The sequence below is a fragment of the Parapedobacter sp. genome (assembly GCF_053550995.1).
Window position 1 is genome coordinate 19,205 of sequence record NZ_JBMQOC010000051.1, and the last position, 18,919, is coordinate 38,123.

The following is an 18,919-nucleotide window of genomic DNA, read 5'->3' on the forward strand; positions in this document are numbered from 1 at the left end:
GTCCTGTTTAGACATTTATTAATTCGTGAAAATTAACATGTTAAACTTATGCATAATAATTATGATATCAAACTCTCCATATTATGGAGAACCAAACTTTTCCTTATTATGAGATTAGCGTTATTTCTAGTTTTAGTTGGACTATTGTCGGCAAACGCCAGCGTCTATTCCCAAAACGCGAAATTGAGCATTGACGTTAAGGGTCTGCCCATGCGCGACGCATTGAGACAGGTGGAAAAGGCAAGCGGAAAGCGGTTTTTTATGAGCGACGACCTCGCCGTCATGGACAGTCGGATTTCGGTAAAGGTGCGCAATAAAAGCTTCGAACAGGTTATGCGCGAAGTATTGAAAGGCCACGATCTGTCGTATAAACTCGCCGACAACGGTATGGTCATCATTACGGAAGACGTTACCGTGGCACAAGAAATCCGTATTACCGGTATGGTCACTGACGAACGGGGTGAGCCCTTGCCGGGGGTGAGTGTGCAGGTAAAAGGTATGGCTGGTGGTGTGGTCACTGACTTGTCGGGCGAATATACCCTTACCGTACCTAACAACGACGCTACCCTGATTTTTTCCTATATGGGTTACCTAACGGCTGAACGGGCCGTCGGCAACGATACGAAGATCAATATGCCCCTCCATGTCGATAATCAAAGCCTCGAAGAAGTGGTTGTGGTGGGGTACGGAACGCAGCGCAAAGTAAACTTAACCGGTGCGGTCGAATCCGTGGGTAGTGAAGTATTCGAAAACCGGTCAACATCCAATACGACACAAGCACTGCAGGGTGCCGTACCCAACCTGAATATTTCATTGGAGGACGGCAAGCCCACACGATCGGCATCGTTCAATGTACGCGGGCGGACATCCATCGGTCAGGGGGGAAGTGCCCTTATCCTTATCGATGGGGTAGAAGGCGACCCCTCGTTCCTGAATCCGAACGACATTGAAAGCGTCAGTGTATTGAAAGACGCTGCATCGGCGGCAATTTATGGCGCACGGGGGTCTTTCGGCGTGGTGCTGATTACCACCAAGCGCCCGCAGAAAGGCCGCACCACAATCAATTATACCGGCAACACCTCCGTTCAATCGCAGGCCCGCAAGCCTGAGTTCGTCACTGACGCCGTTACCTGGGTGGAACATTTCAGGGAATCCTATTACAACCGGCAAGGAACGGTGCCAACCTCCATCAATAACAACACACAGTATTACAGTGATGAGTGGCTGGAACGGTTGAGGGAATGGAAAGCATCGGGCGAAGGCCCGAAAACCGAAGTCCTTTCCAATGGCAACTACGAATATTATTCGAATACCGACTGGCTGGGCCTCCTGTTTAAGGACCGTACGTTTACGCAAGACCACAACCTGACCCTCTCCGGTGGAAACGACAAGGCCGATTTCTACGTGTCGGGGCGCTTCTACGATTTCGATGGTATCTACAATTTCGATCCCGATACCTATCGTTCCTATAACCTTCGGGCCAAGGGATCGCTGCAAGCCTACCAGTGGTTGAAAATCACCAACAACATGGAGTTTTCTACCAACAGTTACCATATGCCGTTTTCTGCACAGGGCCGGAGCGCCAATATCCAGCGATATATCGAGGTCAATGCCTTTCCCAGCCTGCCCATGTATAATCCCGACGGCACATATACGCGCGGCGGTGCGGCCACACTCGGTGCTTTTGTCGATGGCAATAACTACCAAAACAACCAGCGGAACCTGTTCAGGAATACCGTGGGTTTCACCACCAATTTTTTCGACAACACCTTCCGGATCAACGGCGATTACACCTTTCGTTACGACGACCGCGAATTTCTTTGGAAGCGGGTGAAAGTACCGTACTACCAGAAAGCGGACGCAGCAGCGCCCTCTTACATGGGCGATCGTAATGGTGTCATCTACGAATGGCTTGGGCACACCATGTATACGGCCTCTAACCTGTATGCCGAGTATGAAAACACCTTCGCCGAAAAGCATTACTTGAAAGCGATGGCCGGGTGGAATTACGAAACCTCCGCTTATAAGGCCAATAGCATCCAGCGTAATGGTTTGCTGCTGGAGGATGCCGAGAGCGTTGATCTGGCGACAGGAGAGTCGATCACCCCAGGTGCCAGCGCGAGCAGATGGAAAACCGCGGGCATGTTCTTCCGGTTGAATTACGGCTTCCAGGACCGTTACCTGGTCGAAATAAACGGTCGTTACGATGGTTCATCGCGGTTCCCGGTCGACCAGCAGTGGGGTTTTTTCCCGTCCATCTCGGCGGGATGGCGGTTGTCGGAAGAGCCGTTCTGGAACGTCAGCGAGGACATCTTTTCCGATATTAAGCTTCGGGGATCCTACGGTTCATTGGGCAATGGCAATATATCGCCCTATCAATTCCTCGAACTGTTGAGCATCAGTACCTCCGGGCGCTTGCTCGACGGGGTGCGAAATATGAGGACCGGTGCACCCGAACCCATTCCCGACGGGCTTACCTGGGAACGCGCCACGACCACCGATGTGGGGCTCGATTTCGGGATGGTGCAGGGGAAGCTGCGCTTCAGCGGCGACTATTACATCCGGAAAACAACCGATATGTATGTGTTCGGCCCTACATTGCCCAATATTTTCGGTGCTCCTTCGCCGAAGGGCAACTACGCAGACATGACCACCAAAGGGTTTGAGGCCACGCTGACTTGGCAAGATCAGTTTGCACTGGCCGGTAAGCCGTTCAACTATCAAATCCGGGGGTCGCTATTTGACTATGTGTCAACGATCGACAAATTCAATAATCCGACCAAAAGGTTTACTGAACACTATGATGGACAGGTTATCGGCGAGCTGTGGGGTTTCGAAACCGACGGGCTGTTCCAAGAAGACCCCGACCCTAGCGAATACATCAATACCATTTTCAATGCCTCGGCCGATGCGGTATGGCGTGCAGGTGATCTTAAAATACGCAACCGCGACGGAAGCGCGGATAACATGATCACCAAAGGCGAACAAACAGTCGCCAATCCCGGCGATATGACCATCATCGGCAATACGGAGCCACGCTACCAATACAGCTTTACGCTGGGTGCCGATTGGAACGGTATTTTCTTCTCCGCGTTCTTCCAAGGCGTCGGTCAACAAGACTGGTACCCCGGTAGGGAAACCGCCTTCTGGGGGCAGTATAACCGCGGATATAACCAAATGCCCGCATGGCACCTGGGCAATTACTGGACGCCCGAAAATCCCGATGCCTACCTGCCGCGGTATGCGCAGTATAACGGTACGCTGGGTTACTCCAACCACGTGCCGAATGATCGTTACTTGCAGCGGGTGTCGTATCTCCGGATGAAAAACCTGCAGGTTGGTTATAACCTGCCCAATAAATGGGTTTCGAAGATTGGTATGCGTAATGCCCGTGTTTATTTCAGTGGTGAGAACCTCGCTAGTTGGTCGCCTCTTTACAAACGGGCCAAGAATTTTATGGATGTGTCATCGGCCATCGGCGATTCCGATTCGGATTTGAACAGTAGCTATAACCAAGGAGCGGGGAATAGTTACCCCCTATTGAAAACCGTGTCATTTGGTCTTTCGTTCACCTACTAACGTTTAAAAAGAAAAGAGATGAAACAATACATCATATATTTGTCAGCGGTGGTTTTCCTATTGTCCGGCTGTGAGATGGACGAACCACCGATAACCGATGCAGATAAAAATGCCGTCTTCAGCTCCGAAGAAGGGCTCGCGGCTTATTCAATCTCCTTTTACGACCTGCTTCCCAGCGCGAATGACCAAGCCATTGTTGAACAGTCACTGGTCGACTACGGGGCCACCAATACGCTCAGTGGCTTTACGCTTCGCAACTCGTACAGCGAGAATAACGCTTCGGGCTGGCGCTGGCAAGATTGGGAGAAACTACGCAACGTCAACTATTTTATAGCCAACTGCACCGATCCGGCCATTCCTGAAACCGTGAGGAACAACTACATCGGCCTCGCCCGTTTTTTCCGGGCCTGGTTCTATTACGAAAAGGTGCGTCGGTTTGGTGACGTGCCGTGGGTAGACCATCCGTTGGATCCCAGCGAAGAGGAGATCCTTTACGGTACGCGCGATTCGCGCGAACTGGTTATGGAAAAGGTCTACGAAGACCTGATGTTTGCCGCAGCGCACATTACGCGTACCGCTGATGCTAAACAAGCAACGATGGTTACCAATTGGGTGGCCTATGCGTTTGCTTCTCGGGTCGCCTTGTTTGAAGGAACATTCCGTAAATACCATAACCTGGATTTGGCCACCTCCGCCGATACCTGGTTAAAGCGGGCGGAAGATGCCGCCTATGTAGTGATGCAACAGTCGGGGAAATCCCTGCACAGCAGCTACCGCGCCCTGTTTACCAGCGATGACCCACCATTGTCTGAAACGATGCTGGCCATCGCTTCAAGTGCAGAATTGGGCATCAAGCACAATGCCAACTGGCGGTGGACATCCGAAACCTATGGTACCGGCCTAAACTTTATCCGGCCATTTGTCTGCACCTACCTGCAAAAAGACGGGACGCCTTACACCGACCGCCCGGGGTGGCAATATGAAGACTTCTACGAAGAATTCCAGAACCGCGACGAACGATTGAATGCGACGCTGCGTCACCCCGGCTACGAGCGGGAGGGCACATTGGCGCTGCCCGTGTTCAGTGGTTATGCCCGTTTGGGGTACCAGCCGATGAAACTGACCGTCGATGCGACCGTTGGTGACAGCCAGTCCGAAAGTACCCACGCCATCCAGTTGGTACGCTTCGGTGAGGTACTGCTCAACTATGCGGAGGCTAAGGCTGAACAAGGCACCCTCACCGATGGCGATTGGGCAGCAACAATCGGTGCGCTGCGCGAACGGGCAGGCATTACGGGCGGTACCGACAGTAAACCTACGGTTGTAGACGATTACCTGAAGAATTACTATTTCCCCGATATCAGCGACCCCGTGATCCTCGAAATCCGCCGTGAGCGTGCCGTCGAATTGGCGCTCGAAGGATTCCGTTTTGACGACCTTCGGCGATGGAGGCGTGGCGATCTGTTCAAGAAAAGCTGGACAGGGATGTATATCGCCGGTATCAATCAGCCGTTAGACGTTGATCACAATGGTTCGGACGATGTAATTTATTACACCGACGACGCCGGGTTGGCAGCGGCGGAAGCCCTCGCTAATAATACCAACCTGTACCGGGTACGGGTAAGCACCGACCCCGACGCGGAGATTATCCAGGTACACGCGGCTGGCGACGGCACAGGTTACCACCTCGCTTGGTTTACGAACAACGACGACAAGAAAGTGTGGGGCCCCAAACAGTACCTTTATCCCGTTCCGGTTGATGCGCTCAATCAAAATCCCCAGTTGGAACAAAATCCGGGCTGGGAAAACGGCGCCACCAACGATGGTAATTGATCAGTTGGTAACGTGAAATTTTAACCAAGGAAAACCTCTTTAAACCGGAGGTTTTCCTTTTCTTTGCCATATTTAATTAAAAAGTTTATTGCTCATGAGAATAACTCCAATCGTTTTCCTCTGCCTACTGCTTACCGTAAGCTGCTCGTCATACGCGCAACTCGAGACGGAACGCGACCAGCAATCATCCGTTCAGTTAAAGGTCCTTTCCTATAATTTACGCTTCGGCGAGCTTGCATCGCTGGAAGAACTGGCTGCTTTCATTGCGGCGGAAAAGCCCGATATCGTAGCCTTGCAGGAGGTCGATTGCCGTACCTACCGCGACCGGGCGCCGGCGCAGAACGGCAAAGATTTCGCCACCGAGCTTGCCTTTCGGACAGGGATGATTCCGGCGTACGGAAAAACCATTCCCTATGCGGGAGGGTACTACGGGATTGCCATCTTGTCAAAATACCCATTGGCGAAAGTAGAACGCATTTATTTGCCTAAGACCGCAAACGGCAAGGAACAACGGGCCGTATTGGTTGCCGATGTCGAATACCAGGAGGGCAAATACATCACGTTTGCCAGCACCCACCTGGATTATACCAATACCGAAGAACGGCAGGGACAGGTAAAAAAGCTGAATGAGGTGTTGTTGGACAGCAGCTATCCGGTTATTGTAGCTGGTGATTTCAATGCACAGCCCGATGCCGTCGAAATCAGTGCCGGGATGGGGGATTGGAAAATCGTGTCAAACCTGGAACCAACCGTGCCAGCAACCGATCCACGCAACACCATCGATTATATTTTTTGTTACCCAAAAACAAGGTGGGATGTGGTATCTTCAGCTACCGTTAGGGTGGAACTTTCCGACCACTTGCCGATCAGTGCGGTCGTTGAATTGAAACCGGGATATCAATAATATCGACACACAGGATGATTACTATTTGTCTCGAGCTCTCATCGGCCAATAAAGGAAAAGTAAGGGTGATGAAACCTGTCATGTCAGCTTCTGGCACAAAAGGCGATGACAATGCGGGTTCCATGAGGCCATTGAAGAGTAAGCTATTTTCGAATGAAATAATTAACCACATATATTTGATAATTATCTGTTTTACCCGTACATTTGCGCTTTCATTTTGAGACAACAATAAAAAAAGATATCAAGCGTCATGAAGAGAACATTTCAGCCATCGCAACGGAAGAGAAGGAATAAACATGGGTTTAGGGAGCGCATGAGCTCCGCCAATGGCCGTCGCGTATTGGCCGCTAGGCGGGCGAAAGGACGGCAACGTCTTTCGGTATCGGACGAAGGCCGCCATAAAGCCTAAGCGTCGACATTGCCGGTGACCGCTCACACCCGGGGCTTTCAGCCGGATACGGGGTAGGTCATCGATAATGAAGAGAAAGACATTTTCAAAAGAAGAACGATTGTGTAGCAAAAGACTGATTGACAGTCTTTTCCACAAGGGTTCTTCTTTTCTTATTTATCCCTACCGGGTTGTGTTTATGCGCGTGGAAGACGCCCAAACGGTACAGGTGTTGCTGTCTGTGTCTAAACGCCGCTTCCGACACGCCGTACACCGTAATCTATTAAAGCGCCGCATGCGCGAAAGCTATCGCTTGCAGAAAGGCGAACGCTTATACCCCGCGATGGAAGGTAAGTCATATGGCTTGGCTATCGCTATTCAATACGTGGGCAAAGAGCTGTTGGACTTTTCCTTTATGCGCGACCGGATGGCTGATGTGTTGGAAAAGCTCCACAACGAGGCATGATGAAGGTGGTGCGTTACATCTGGAATAACGTGATTAAGGCAGCAATAGCGGGTGTTTTTCTCCTATTGGTACGTGCATATCAGTTGCTGCTCTCACCAATGTTGGGTGCCTCCTGCCGCTACACGCCCACCTGTTCGCAATATGCCATTGAAGCCATACGTAAATATGGTCCGTTCAAAGGTGGCTGGTTAGCCATTAGGCGGATTGCCCGTTGCCATCCTTGGGGTGGTCACGGTCACGACCCCGTGCCCTAACAACATGCCGTTAACCACATAAAAATCGCTAACTTTGCCGTCCAATATGTCCACCCATTACATTTTACAATTGGAAACCGCCACGCAGGTATGTTCTGTGGCCATATCGGCTCATGGCGAGACATTGGCGAGCATCGATGTAGATGAGCCGAATGTCCACGCCTCAAGGCTCACGCTGTTGGTGGAAGAGCTTCTGCACAAAACAGGGCTTACATTCAGTGATCTATCGGCCGTGGCCGTCAGCAAAGGGCCGGGGTCTTATACGGGATTGCGGATTGGTGTATCAACCGCTAAGGGTTTATGTTATGCTACCGATTTACCACTGATGGGCATCGACACGCTGGCTGCCATGGCAGCAGGTTTTTCCGCCAGCCACGGCAGTGTAATCGGTGCAAATGTGCGGTTATGTCCGATGGTCGATGCCCGACGCATGGAAGTGTACACCGCGGTCTTTGACGGGGGGCTGCGACCCATCACCCCAGCCACTGCTGTAATCGTGGATCAACAGTCGTTTGCATACCTTGGCGACACGGATCGCATCATTCTCTTTGGAAACGGCGCGGATAAGTTGGTGGAGTTGTTTGGGGGAAATGCACAGATTGAAGTAATAACCGGTTTCCGAAACTCGGCCAGCCACCTGAGTTCTATCGCCGATCGTGCATACCGCGAACAGCAGTTTGCCGACGTGGCTTATTTCGAACCCTATTACCTTAAGGATTTCGTGGCTACCACACCGAAACAACGATCCTGATCATATCATAGCCACCCCTTACGTTTAAACCAGAAGTAGATCCCCGTTGAGATGCCGACCATCACCAGTAAGACGGCAGGGTACCCGTAGGGCCAGGTCAACTCGGGCATAAACTTGAAATTCATCCCGTAAATGCCGGCAATAAACGTTAACGGCATAAAGAATACCGAAAATACCGTCAATACCCGCATGGTCTCATTGGTCCGTTGCGAGGAAATGGAGAAGTAGATGGAAAGCAACTGGGCTGTGTTTTCCGAGAGGTTATCGAAAAGTGTCTGCGTACGGATATACAGGTCGCGCAAGTCGCGTGTATATACATCGCTACGCTCTTTGGAATCGATGTTTTCGATAATCTCATACGATAGGAGCATCAGTCTTCGGATGACATCGATCTTACGCTTCACGAAATACAATCCGCGGAGGATCGGTGACTTGCGTTGCCGTAAAAACACACGTTCTTCGTAATAGTCCAACGATTCGGATAGCTTGATTCCCGGTTGCTCAAACGTTAATATCGATTCCCGAATCAATGAATTGAGTAGGTGGAACGTCGAATCGCATCTACCCGTATCGATTCGTTTGGTTTTAACCAAATCGATCAAGTCACTTTCAGCGCGATGTACGGTGATCAAATAGTTTTTAGTGAAGAAGATGGAAATCTTGTTGGTTAATTCTTGGATGGTGTCGGCCTCATGGGGATGATTGGCCGCCAGTACCCGCAAAATCGCAAACGTATAATTGTCAAACAGTTCGTATTTCGGTAGATGGTCGGGCTGCATGCAGTCTTTGATCGAAGCCTCATGCAGTGTATACCGCTGGGCTACCTGCTTGATTTCATCATTGTTCGGGGCGGAAAGGTCCACCCAATCGAATCCATTCTGTTTTTTGGAGGCCAGCAACTGAATCATGGTTGGTCATTGAGTAAACGATAGCATGGATCGAATGTCTGAAAAAAAAACGGCAAAAAAAAAGCCGCCAGTAGGCAGCTTTTGCTTTCGCATTGTTTCTCACTATTTTTTCTCCTTCGCATACTCCGCATTCAGTGCCGTCAACACCTCACCGGTGATTTCGAGGCTTTCATCGGCATACAATACACCCGGGCTTGCCGCGGAATAGGTGAGCACGAACTTATATCCGTTTTCTTTCGCGTGCTTTTTCAGGTAATCGGTAATCCGCCCGTACAGCTTTTCATTTTCCGAAGCTTCTTCTTGTGCAAAAGAAGCGCTTGCATTCTGGTTGTGGCGGGCGAGTTCGTCCTGTTTACGGGCAAGGCGCTCTTCCGTGCTCTGCCGGTCGGATGCGCTCATGGTTGCTGCCTTCTGTTGGTAATCTGCCACTTCACGCTGGAAAGCATTACTGCGCGATTGGAGGTCGGCTTGCGCCTTCTTCGCTTTTTCCTCCAATTTGATCCTGATGTCCTTGAAATATTCATACTTCTCAAGAAGGGTATCCACGTTGACGTAGACAATTTTCTCGGTGCTTGCCTGTGTGGAATCGCCGGTAGCCGATACGGAAGCAGGAGCTTTACCCTGTTGATTGCACGATACCGCCGCAATCACTAATACGCCTATCCCAGCTTTTGCAATCCACGCGAATGCTTTGTTCATAGTCTTTCTAATTTTCTTTTCAATCAAAGCGCAAACCTAAGATAAAAAATCGATATTTCCCTGCTCCGACCCCGCTTAATATGGTACTTTTTTCGTATCTTTGGGCGACGAATTTAAAAACGATAATGAGCGAAGAAAACAAGAAAAATTCAACGTATTCCGCAGATAACATCCAAGTATTGGAAGGATTGGAGGCCGTTCGTAAGCGGCCTTCGATGTATATCGGCGACACTGGCGTCAAAGGACTTCACCACTTGGTATATGAAGTGGTGGATAACTCCATCGACGAAGCCGTGGCTGGTTTTTGTGATGATATCCAAGTCATTATCCATAAAGATAACTCCATCACGGTAGCCGACAACGGTCGGGGGATTCCAACGGGTATCAATAAAAAGGAAAATAAATCGGCGCTTGAGTTGGTCATGACCGTACTGCACGCCGGTGGTAAATTCGATAAAGATACCTATAAGGTATCGGGCGGTCTCCATGGGGTGGGGGTTTCCTGCGTGAACGCACTCTCTACCCTCTTGATTGCTGAGGTTCACCGGGAGGGAAAAGTATTTACCCAAGAGTATCGGCAAGGGAAGCCGCAATTCGATGTGAAGGTCGTTGGCGATAGCGAACGTACAGGCACGACGGTGACGTTCCATCCCGATCCCGAGATTTTTACAACCACTACGGTATATAATTACGATACCCTGGCGAGCCGGCTGCGCGAGTTGGCGTTCCTGAACAAAGAGATACGGCTCACGTTATTGGATGAACGTGAAGATTCGGAAGATGGCGCTTTGCGGCAGGAAACTTTTTTTTCCGAAGGTGGTTTGAAAGAGTTCGTGCGGTTCCTTGATGGTACGCGCCAGCCGCTCATTCCAGAGCCCATCCATGTGGAAGGTATCAAACAGGGTATCCCGGTTGAGCTTGCCCTGCAGTATAACGAGACGTATTCCGAGAACGTCCATTCCTACGTCAATAATATCAATACGATAGAAGGGGGTACCCATGTGGCTGGTTTCCGCCGCGGGCTTACCCGTACCCTGAAAGCCTATGCGGACAAGTCGGGCCTGCTCAAAAATATGAAAGTGGAGATCACGGGTGACGACTTCCGCGAGGGCCTCACGGCTGTTATCTCGGTCAAGGTGGCCGAGCCGCAGTTTGAAGGACAAACCAAAACCAAGCTTGGAAATAGTGAAGTGATGGGCGCGGTAGACGTGGCTGTAGGTGAAATTCTGAACAATTACCTCGAAGAAAACCCCAAAGAAGCCAAAACCATTGTGCAGAAAGTCATCCTCGCTGCACAAGCACGTGCGGCTGCCCGCAAAGCCCGGGATCTCGTACAGCGGAAAAACGTAATGGGTGGCAGCGGGCTGCCTGGTAAATTGGCTGACTGCTCCAATAACGACCCTACCAAATGTGAGATTTACCTAGTGGAAGGGGACTCTGCGGGGGGAACGGCCAAACAGGGACGTGACCGTGAATTCCAGGCGATATTGCCACTGCGCGGTAAAATCCTCAATGTGGAAAAAGCCATGGAGCACAAAATCTACGAGAACGAGGAAATCAAGAATATGTTCACCGCTCTGGGCGTGAGTGTAGGTACCGAAGACGACGCCAAGGCGCTCAATCTCGATAAATTACGTTACCATCGGGTAATCATCATGACGGATGCCGACGTTGACGGATCCCACATCACCACACTGATCCTTACGTTTTATTTCCGCTATATGAAAGAGCTGATTGAAAACGGATACGTCTATATAGCCACACCGCCGCTCTACCTTGTGAAAAAAGGGAAGGAACAAGAATATGCATGGAATGAAGACCAGCGCGATGCGGCCATACAACGCCTCAAGGGAGCGGGCAAGGAAGATAGCGTGCATGTGCAGCGATACAAAGGCCTGGGTGAAATGAACGCTGAGCAATTATGGGATACCACCATGAATCCGGAAACACGGACGTTGCGGCAGGTAACCATTGAGAACGCGGCGGAATGTGACCGCATTTTTTCGATGCTCATGGGCGATGAGGTAGCACCGCGCCGCGAATTCATCGAACGCAATGCGAAGTATGCTAAGATCGATACATAGCAGCTAAAAGCCAACGGCTACCTTGCTATACAAGTATTTCTTTTTATATTCAAGGGGTGTCATATCGGTTACTTTCTTGAAGTGGCGGTAGAAGTTGGAAACGTTATTGAATCCGCATTCGAAACAGATCACTTCGGTGGGGAGTATATCCTCCACGAGTAATCGGCATGCATGGCTGATGCGTATCTCAATCAGGAAATCATAGAATGTTTTTTTGGTCATTAGTTTGAAATAGCGGCAAAATGAGGTAACGCTGAGATTTGCAATGGCCGCTATCTCTTCCAGATTGATTTCCTTTTTATAGTTGCTTAGCGTATAGGTGCACACTTTATTGATGCGTACGGCATCCATTTCATTTGATTTATAGAATGCATGGGCCGAGGCTATCGATTGGTACTCGTCCGTCTCAGCCATGGTTTTGAGGATAGACAACAAGATAATCAACCGCTCCATCTCAGTGGCCTGTGTTGCCTTATACATCAACTCAACGATCCGTGCACGGGTTCTTCCGGTGAACTTCATCCCCTTACGGGCGTTTTCAAACAGCTTTGGCAACAAATATACCTCAGGTAAATTGATGAAATCGCGGCCCAGGCAATCGGGAAGAAACTGGATGACAATCGCTTCCACTTTCCGCGTGGGATGGTTTTGGTAATATTCTTCATTGCACTGCCACATGTGGGGGAGGTTACCACCCAAGAGGATGACTTCTCCGGCCGAAAAGTTGCCGATATTATCACCGATAAGACGGACACCCTTGCCCCGGATAACATGGTGGAGTTCCAATTCCGGATGGTAATGCCAGAGCGATCCGAAATTGGGTTGGACATCGTGCCGCGCACTGAACGATGCCTGGATTTGGGTAGGTACTTTGTGGAAAAGTGGTTTCATAATGCATAATCATTGTTTTTTCCCTTGTATCGGGGAAAAACGGGTTTATAATCTGCTAATGAAAGGGGAGTCAACCATTCCCGTTCATATCCTGAGTACTAAAGTAGGTAATAGCATTTCGATTTCCAAGCGAATGCTAACATCGTACAATAAGTAGACAATAACCACCAACAAACCTCCAGCCGTTACCCGCAACTTTGCCCTGTACCCTTTGGTAAAACCTGATATGGATGAAATGAAACATCAAGACATTTGGTTGGTTGCGAGTGGCGACTTGAGGCTCGAGGCAAACCGGCGTTGTTGGCAGGCGCAGGAAACGATGGAAAAGCAACTGGTTGCGGCTATCGGTAGGCAAGGGAAGACCGTAAAACGGGCGCATGCCTACGATCCGGAAAAACAACATGGATTTATTGACTCACAGCGTATGGGTATGGAGGTGTTCAAAACGATACCGGCCGATGCGCCATTGATCGTTGCCGAAAGTGTGTGGCAATACACCCATCATGTGCTGGCCGGGCTCCTTACCCACCGTGGGCCCATCCTCACGGTGGCCAACTGGAGCGGCCAATGGCCCGGTTTGGTGGGCATGCTTAACCTCAATGGGTCGCTTACCAAGGCCGGGGTTTTTTACAGTACGCTGTGGAGTGTGGATTTCAATGACGATTTTTTTAACAACGGCCTTAAGGAATGGATGGAAGAAGGCCGTATAAAACATGATACCAGCCACGTGACACCTTTTGATTTGGTGAAAATCCCTGTTGCTGAACACCAAACAGGCCGGTCATTTGCCCGTAGGATGCGCGAGGCAAAGGCAATCATGGGGGTTTTTGATGAAGGCTGCATGGGTATGTACAATGCTATTGTACCGGATGACCTGCTCCATGCCACGGGCATATTCAAGGAGCGGCTTAGCCAATCCGCATTGTATGCACGCATGGGTTCTGTGGATGATGGCGAAGCGGAAGCAGTACTGACCTGGTTACTGGAACGGGGCATGACGTTCAAGTGGGGCCATGATGAACAAACCGAGCTGACCCGTCGGCAGACGTTGGAACAATGCAAAATGTATATTGCTGCCGTGCGCATCGCGGCCGAATTCGGATGCGATACCATCGGCATCCAATACCAACAAGGACTGAAAGACCTTACGGGAGCCAGCGACTTGGTGGAAGGTTTGCTCAATAACACGGAACGGCCACCGGTGTATTCCGAGACGGGAGCGGAGCTGTTTGCTGGGAAAGCCATTCCGCATTTTAACGAAGTCGACGAATGTGCCGGTATCGACGCGTTGGTTACCTACCACCTTTGGGGGGAGCTGGGTATGGGCGGAGAGAACACGTTGCATGATATCCGATGGGGTGAACATTACATCGGCGAGGGTATCGACGATTTTGTATGGGTGTTCCTTATTTCGGGGGCCGTCCCGGCAGCGCATTTCGACGGCGTCTACGCCTCCGCCAGCAGCTGGCGGCAGTCGCCGATGTATTTCAGGCTGGGCGGCGGAACCCTGCGCGGGGTAAGTAAACCCGGGCCGATAGTATGGAGCCGTATCTACGTCAAAGGTGGCCGGCTGCATGCCGATCTGGGTGTGGGAAGGGCTGTACGCTTACCCGAGGCGGAAACGCAACGGCGGTGGCGGTCCACCTCGCCCGAATGGCCCATCATGCATGCCGTATTGGATGGGGTAGGGCGCGACCAGTTGATGGCCCGCCATCAAGCCAACCACATCCATGTGGTGTATACGGATAGCGAATCGAAGGCACACCAAGCCTGCCGTATCAAGGCGGCCGCATTGGACGAACTGGGCATTACCGTACATTTCTGCGGCAACGTAAACACCTTCGGCGGATGAAGGAAGCGGTGAACGATTATGTGATTGGCCTCGATTTCGGAACAGATTCCGTGCGAGCCCTATTATTGGAAGCGAGGAGCGGCCTGGAAATCAATAGCGCCATAAGCCATTATCGCCGATGGGCCGAAGGATTATACTGCGATAGCAGAAGATCTCAGTTCCGCCAGCATCCGTTGGACCATATTGAGGCCATGGAGACCGTCATCCGGAACGTGCTTGCCGGTGTTTCTGAGGAGGTAGTTGCATGTATCCGCGCGCTCTCGGTTGATACAACGGGCTCCACACCCGTGGCTGTGGATCGCCACGGTACCCCGTTGGCCTTATTGCCTGAATTCGATGACAACCCGAATGCCATGTTCGTGCTATGGAAAGACCACACGGCTATCGCCGAAGCGGAGGAAATCAACCAACTGGCCCGTCGTTGGGAAGTGGACTATACACAGTATTCCGGTGGCAGCTATTCATCCGAGTGGTTTTGGGCAAAGTTACTCCATGCCATCCGCAACGACCGAGCCATAGCGGAAGGAGCGTATTCCTGGTTAGAGCATTGCGATTGGATACCGGCATTGTTATGTGGCACTACCGATGTGTTGGCTGTCAGGCGCAGCCGATGCGCCGCGGGCCACAAGGCGATGTGGCATGATGAATTCGGAGGATTCCCATCGACGGACTTCCTTACCGCCCTTGATCCTCGTCTGGACAGCATCCGTGACCGCCTCTTCCATCAAACCTTTACCGCCGATGAAGCGGCCGGTACCATTGCGCCCGAATGGGCCGACCGGACCGGTTTGCCCCGCAATACCAAAATCGGTGTGGGTGTGCTTGATGCGCATATGGGGGCCGTGGGGGCCATGATCAAGCCCTACACGTTGGTGAAAGTCATCGGCACCTCTACTTGCGATATGCTTATAGCACCGATGGAACGGCATAGCAGCCAATTGGTAAAAGGGATTTGTGGGCAGGTAGACGGATCCATCATACCCGGCATGCTGGGTATGGAGGCGGGGCAATCGGCGTTTGGCGATCTCTACCAATGGTTCGCACGCCTATTGACCTATCCGCTTACCATTTTGTTGGATGAATCCTCCGACCAGCGAGCACGGTATCAACTTACAGGCCGCTTATTGTCCATCTTAGATGAGCAGGCGGCTGCGCTCCCCCTGGCACCATCGGACGAAGTGGCATTGGATTGGGTAAACGGCAGGCGGACACCCGACGTTGACCCCACATGCTCAGGTTGGATGACCGGTATCCGGTTGGGTACCGATGCACCACGGCTGTTTAAGGCCTTGGTCGAAGCCACCGCCTTCGGTTCCCGGGCAATTGTCGACCGTTTCGAAGCCGAGGGCATCCCCGTGGAGGAAATCATCGCCACCGGTGGGATCAGTAAAAAATCGCCCTACGTGATGCAAGTATTGGCAGATGTGCTGGAACGGCCCATCAAGACCGTAAAAACGGAGCAAGCCTGTGCGTTGGGCGCCGCCATGTGTGCTGCGGTCGTAGCCGGTATACATCCGGATATCGACCACGCCCAGCGCGCCATGTCTCCCGGGTTTGAGGGCGAGTACCACCCTGATCCAAGGCGGGTAGCGATCTACCGCCAGTTGTATCGCCGTTATCGGCAGCTTGGTGAGTTGCAGGCCGCGTCAATATCGTACAATGAGCAGCCAAAATAGTAGAGCGGGTAATGGGCCCAAGCGGTTATCTTTGTATTTTGATCGCAGTAACCAGAATAAAACCCGATGAACAATCTTCCCTTTATTGATATTTCCGTCATCGTCGTCTACCTATTGGCCATGTTATCAGCGGGCGTATGGTTTTCGAGGAAAAATAAAAGTTCCGAGCAATTCACCAAAGCCTCTGGAATGATACCCGGTTGGGCAGTGGGCATTTCCCTGTACGCCACCTTCCTAAGCAGCAACACGTTTCTTGGCGTACCGGGGAAGGCGTTCGGTTCCAACTGGAATTCATTCGTGTTTAGTTTGTCCATGCCGCTAGCCGCGTGGGCGGCCGTAAAGTATTTTGTGCCTTTTTATCGTACAATCGGCGGCGTTTCTGCCTATACCCATCTGGAGCATCGGTTTGGAGCGTGGGCCCGTACGTACGCTGTTGTATGCTTCTTGCTTACCCAATTGGCACGGATGGGGTCTATTTTTTTCGGCATCGCGCTCAGCCTACAGGCACTTACGGGATTCGATATGACCACTATTATGGTCGTTACGGGTATCTGTATTGTAATCTACACCGTTATGGGCGGCATGGAGGCCGTGATTTGGACCGAAGTCGTTCAGGGTGTTCTACTCACGTTCGGCGGTTTGTTGGTTCTTTATCTCGTGCTAACCCACATCGATGGTGGTGTTTCGAGCATGGTCGATATCGGTATGGCCGACGGGAAATTCAGTCTAGGTAGTTTCCATGCCGACTTTCTAGGGCCATCGTTCTGGGTTATCCTGCTGTATGGCTTTTTTATCAACCTCAACAACTTCGGCATGGACCAGAACTATGTGCAGCGTTACCATACCGCTACATCGGCTAAGGAGGCGGCAAAATCGGTATGGTTGTGTGTAAAGATATACATTCCCATTTCTTTGTTGTTTTTTATCATTGGGTCGGCGTTGTATGCTTACTATGCGCAGCACCCGGAATTGACAGGGACCATACGGCTGCAAACCGCCGCTGAACGATTGCCTGTCGGTGCCGCGCAAAGTGAAATCGATGCCCTTGCCGCCACTTTGCAAGCCGAAGATTACGGCGATAAGGTGATGCCCCATTTTATGGTCAATAAGGTACCCGTGGGACTGTTGGGTTTGGTCATATCCGCAATCTTGGCCGCGGCGATGAGCACCATCAGCTCGGGCATGAACGCGTCTGCCACTGTATTTACCGAAGATGTGTATAAACGGTATATCCGCCCGCACAGCACCAACAAGCAGTCGCTACGGATGTTGTTTATCGCTACGGGTGTATTCGGGGTGCTGGGCATGGTTGCTGGCGTGGGGATGATCGGGGTCCAGAGTATCCTGGATGTATGGTGGGAGCTGTCGGGTATTTTCGCGGGGGGCATGCTCGGTCTCTTTCTGTTGGGGCTCATCAGCAAAAAAGCCAACAACAGCGATGCGGTCATCGCCGTGATTGCCGGGGTGCTGGCCATCCTTTGGATGACCTTCTCTTATCTCATTCCCGATGCGTATAGCTACCTACGGTACCCACTCCACGCGAACATGATTATCGTTGTGGGGACGTTGGTGATTTCGTTAGTCGGATCGGGATTAGCGAGGCTACGCGCCTCACGGTAGCTTAATTTTATTTTTGTTTGTCCGCCATTTTCTGTCTGAAACGGGCAATGTCTTTAAGGATGCTGTTGGTGTTGTTGCCAAATTCGGCTATGGTACTGGTAGCACGGGCGAAGCCCTGATTTCTTGCCAGGGAGGCCATCTCCTCGGTTACGTGGTATGCATCCAATATCACGGTAGGGTAGAATGCCTTGTCCGTGGTCTGTACCTGCCGGCCTACCCAGTTAGTCGATAGATAGCGTAGCGAGAATGTAACAACCACGATGGCCCCAGCAGGTAACAGCTTGCTGCTCGACCAGTCGATCTGAACCTGCTGGTTGATGTTTTTAAAGTCGAACGATGCCTTGTCGATGATTCGTGCATATTCTTCGCGGAAGTGAAAAGCAGTGACTGCAATTAGGAAGCTGGGATCATAACGTACGCGGTCCTGCGGGTAGCGGATGTCTTCCACCACGTTGAAGGGCGGCAGGCTGAATTCAAACCGTCCATTGGGGAGAACCCCGAAAATAGGCCTTACGGTAAGGAGTTTTTCGAATGGCGCATGGGTGTTAAACTCAAACCCTTTCAGTAAACTCAGATCGACATCGTGAAGATTCCGGTCGCCGATTTCTCTTTCTGAGGTACGAATGCAGGCTGCCACGGTAGCTGTTAACCTAGCAGCCATTTTGCCATCAGCTTCCTCATAAACATGCCGGAATACATTGCGGAATACTTTGGCCTGTGCGCTAGCTAGTCCGAATTCCATGGCACTCAGCTTCGTCGCATACGTTTGTCGTACACGGGCGGGAGCGATTTTCATGACCTGTTTATCACCCAATTCGCGGTATACAATGTTGTTGATTTTGCCTTTGATTTTCCCGTTCTTTTCTTGGATAGCCATAATAGTAGATCGTTTTGGTTTTTTATTTGAAAATGTTTAAGTTAGCTGAATCGGTCAATCTGATATCCAATTTTCCCCTTGCTTCGCCCCGTGTCCGTAATTGGACTATACTTAATGGGTACTTACTCCGCTATATA

General features: G+C 51.1%; 15 protein-coding genes. 11 read left to right on the plus strand and 4 right to left on the minus strand.

Going from position 1 to position 18,919, the window contains the following annotated elements; all coding sequences use genetic code 11:
* Positions 1 to 108: 108 nt before the first annotated feature.
* From ACO1NT_RS07265 to tsaB, 7 genes are all read left to right on the plus strand, one after another.
* Positions 109 to 3,579 carry a TonB-dependent receptor gene (locus ACO1NT_RS07265; RefSeq protein ID WP_449047834.1) on the plus strand — a complete coding sequence of 1,157 codons (3,471 nt, stop codon included), beginning with the start codon at positions 109 to 111 and terminating at the stop codon, positions 3,577 to 3,579.
* An 18-nt stretch (positions 3,580 to 3,597) separates the two neighbouring features.
* Positions 3,598 to 5,412, plus strand: a complete 1,815-nt coding sequence (locus ACO1NT_RS07270; protein ID WP_449047836.1) for a RagB/SusD family nutrient uptake outer membrane protein — start codon at positions 3,598 to 3,600, stop codon at positions 5,410 to 5,412.
* Positions 5,413 to 5,506: 94 nt separating this feature from the next.
* Complete coding sequence (locus ACO1NT_RS07275; RefSeq protein ID WP_449047838.1) at positions 5,507 to 6,316, plus strand: endonuclease/exonuclease/phosphatase family protein; 810 nt, start codon at positions 5,507 to 5,509, stop codon at positions 6,314 to 6,316.
* A 250-nt stretch (positions 6,317 to 6,566) separates the two neighbouring features.
* Entirely contained in the window at positions 6,567 to 6,725 is a 159-nt protein-coding gene (gene rpmH, locus ACO1NT_RS07280; RefSeq protein WP_449047840.1) for a 50S ribosomal protein L34, read from the plus strand.
* A gap of 67 nt (positions 6,726 to 6,792) precedes the next feature.
* A complete protein-coding gene (gene rnpA, locus ACO1NT_RS07285) occupies positions 6,793 to 7,170 on the plus strand; it encodes a ribonuclease P protein component (RefSeq protein WP_449047841.1) in 378 nt (125 codons plus the stop codon).
* A complete protein-coding gene (gene yidD, locus ACO1NT_RS07290; RefSeq protein WP_449047870.1) occupies positions 7,170 to 7,424 on the plus strand; it encodes a membrane protein insertion efficiency factor YidD in 255 nt (84 codons plus the stop codon). The genes rnpA and yidD overlap by 1 nt, the downstream gene beginning before the upstream one ends.
* Positions 7,425 to 7,470: 46 nt before the next feature.
* Positions 7,471 to 8,175 (plus strand): tRNA (adenosine(37)-N6)-threonylcarbamoyltransferase complex dimerization subunit type 1 TsaB, encoded by a 705-nt coding sequence (gene tsaB, locus ACO1NT_RS07295; protein ID WP_449047842.1) that lies wholly within the window; start codon positions 7,471 to 7,473, stop codon positions 8,173 to 8,175.
* Between the two features lie 5 nt (positions 8,176 to 8,180).
* On the opposite strand, the gene ACO1NT_RS07300 is transcribed toward tsaB, so the two are convergent.
* A complete protein-coding gene (locus tag ACO1NT_RS07300) occupies positions 8,181 to 9,083 on the minus strand; it encodes a magnesium transporter CorA family protein (protein WP_449047844.1) in 903 nt (300 codons plus the stop codon).
* Positions 9,084 to 9,185: 102 nt separating this feature from the next.
* Positions 9,186 to 9,782 carry an OmpH family outer membrane protein gene (locus tag ACO1NT_RS07305; protein WP_449047846.1) on the minus strand — a complete coding sequence of 199 codons (597 nt, stop codon included), beginning with the start codon at positions 9,780 to 9,782 and terminating at the stop codon, positions 9,186 to 9,188.
* Positions 9,783 to 9,907: 125 nt separating this feature from the next.
* Here ACO1NT_RS07305 and gyrB point away from each other — a divergent pair, with 125 nt between their 5' ends.
* A complete protein-coding gene (gene gyrB, locus ACO1NT_RS07310) occupies positions 9,908 to 11,866 on the plus strand; it encodes a DNA topoisomerase (ATP-hydrolyzing) subunit B (RefSeq protein WP_449047847.1) in 1,959 nt (652 codons plus the stop codon).
* A 3-nt stretch (positions 11,867 to 11,869) separates the two neighbouring features.
* Here gyrB and ACO1NT_RS07315 read toward each other — a convergent pair whose 3' ends face one another.
* Entirely contained in the window at positions 11,870 to 12,757 is an 888-nt protein-coding gene (locus tag ACO1NT_RS07315) for an AraC family transcriptional regulator (protein WP_449047848.1), read from the minus strand.
* Between the two features lie 235 nt (positions 12,758 to 12,992).
* Between ACO1NT_RS07315 and ACO1NT_RS07320 the strand changes: the two genes are divergently transcribed.
* The 3 genes from ACO1NT_RS07320 (at position 12,993) to ACO1NT_RS07330 (ending at position 17,905) form a co-directional block, all read left to right on the plus strand.
* A complete protein-coding gene (locus ACO1NT_RS07320; RefSeq protein WP_449047850.1) occupies positions 12,993 to 14,609 on the plus strand; it encodes a fucose isomerase in 1,617 nt (538 codons plus the stop codon).
* A complete protein-coding gene (locus ACO1NT_RS07325) occupies positions 14,606 to 16,285 on the plus strand; it encodes a ribulokinase (RefSeq protein ID WP_449047853.1) in 1,680 nt (559 codons plus the stop codon). Before ACO1NT_RS07320 ends, ACO1NT_RS07325 begins: the two co-directional genes overlap by 4 nt.
* Positions 16,286 to 16,351: 66 nt before the next feature.
* Positions 16,352 to 17,905, plus strand: coding sequence for a sodium:solute symporter (locus ACO1NT_RS07330; RefSeq protein WP_449047854.1), 1,554 nt, complete (start codon positions 16,352 to 16,354; stop codon positions 17,903 to 17,905).
* Positions 17,906 to 17,912: 7 nt separating this feature from the next.
* Here the strand turns inward: ACO1NT_RS07330 and ACO1NT_RS07335 are convergent, their stop codons facing one another.
* The gene (locus tag ACO1NT_RS07335; protein ID WP_449047855.1) at positions 17,913 to 18,782 is read right to left on the minus strand and encodes a hypothetical protein; all 870 of its coding nucleotides are present in this window, start codon (positions 18,780 to 18,782) and stop codon (positions 17,913 to 17,915) included.
* Between the last annotated feature and the right edge of the window lie 137 nt (positions 18,783 to 18,919).